Here is a 1539-nt window from a genome sequence, read left to right on the forward strand (position 1 = left end):
GAATCACAATCCAATCGCCGCCGCCACCAAACATTCACAGGCTCTGAGGTGCGTAGGCCAAGGCCGGAGCCTCGAAGGACGGGGGCGGGTAATGGGCACCCACGGCCGACGCACCCGCACCCAACTCCTCACCCACCACCAGCCGGATGCGCGCAGCCATGGCAGGCCGCATCCCTGCAGGCGGAGACGCGAGCGACAGGCGCAGCGTCACCGTCCCCTTCTCCCGCGAAATGACAGGCGCGATCTTCGACACCTCGACCGCAAAGGGCTGGCCGGGAAAGCCGTCAAGCACCGCCTCGCCTGATAAGCCCGGCCGCATCAGCGCGAAATTGGCTTCGGCCACATCGGCATCGATGACCAGGCGCGCCGTATCGATAATGACGAGCAGGCTTTCATTTTCCCGCACGCTGTCGTCGCGCGAAAGCACCGTATCGCCGACATGCGCATCAAGCCGCATGACAGTGCCGGAGATCGGCGCCCGAACGGTCAGCGCGTCCATCTGCTCGCGCGCCTTGTCGATCTCGAGTTCCGCCTTTTCGACCTCCTGCCTTGCCCGCAGGGCGGCATTCTCGGCCCCGTCGACAGCCGTCCCCGCCTCCTCCAGCGTCTGCGCCGACATGGCATTGCGCCCTGCAAGCCGCTCGGCGCGCGCAAATGACGACCGCGCCTGCACAAGTTCGATAGTCCTGGCATCAAGCGCCAACGCCGCCGCCCGCCCGGCGATCTCCGCACCCCGAAGTGCAAATTGGGCGCCGGCATCGTCAAGCCGCACCAGCACCTGCCCCGCGACGACGCGATCGCCCGCCTCCACCCCGACCGCGACGATCCGGCCCTCATATTTGGAAAAGACAGTGGCGATATCGGGCGCGACGACATAACCGGAGCCGGTGATTTCCCGGGTCGAGGCGGTCGTGCTCTTTTCTCCATCCCCGGTCGGTGTCCGCACTCCCTCAACAGCGCTGCCGTCGCTGGCTGGCGCCTTCCTCCCATCAGCGGATATCCCAAGGCCGCTGCCCGAAACCCCCGCAAACGCGGTCTCCAGGCGCTGCAGCGCCTCAGGTCCATTGAAAAGAACCGCCGCCAACGATGCCGTCGCCGCAACGACGAGCATTGCGCCAGGGGTTACACGCCGCCGGGCATGAGGCTTCGGCGGCTCGGTCTTGAAGGCCGCGGGCTCGATCGAAAGCGATCTGAGCTTGGCGGCAAGGTCTCGGTGATGTTCTGATGTCGTGTTCATGCCTGCAAACATCGCCAACCCGGCGGAAATCGCGACCTCGAACACGATCCAGGCAGTCCTCGATCGCGATTGTGTACGTGTCAGCGGCAGCCCTGGTCCTTCAAGGCCCCTGCGGGTCACCTTGGGATGAGGTCGGAGAAAGGGCGCGGCCTGTATCGCTGGAGAACGCAGCACCCTGCCGCCGACAGGCTAGCCGCAGGTCACAACAATTAGCCCTCATGGTGAGGAGGCCCACAGGGCCGTCTCGAACCACGAGGGCGGATGGCATGATACGTTTGGGCGCCGGTGGCCGCCCCCGTCCT

The 1539-nt window shown here is 65.8% G+C and carries 1 protein-coding gene; it reads right to left on the reverse strand.

Annotated features, from left to right (window positions below):
• Positions 1 to 34: 34 nt before the first annotated feature.
• On the reverse strand, positions 35 to 1282 hold the full coding sequence (locus RCCGE510_RS32600) for an efflux RND transporter periplasmic adaptor subunit (RefSeq protein WP_007637871.1): 1248 nt from the start codon (positions 1280 to 1282) through the stop codon (positions 35 to 37).
• Between the last annotated feature and the right edge of the window lie 257 nt (positions 1283 to 1539).

Source organism: Rhizobium sp. CCGE 510 (assembly GCF_000292525.1).
Taxonomy (GTDB): domain Bacteria; phylum Pseudomonadota; class Alphaproteobacteria; order Rhizobiales; family Rhizobiaceae; genus Rhizobium.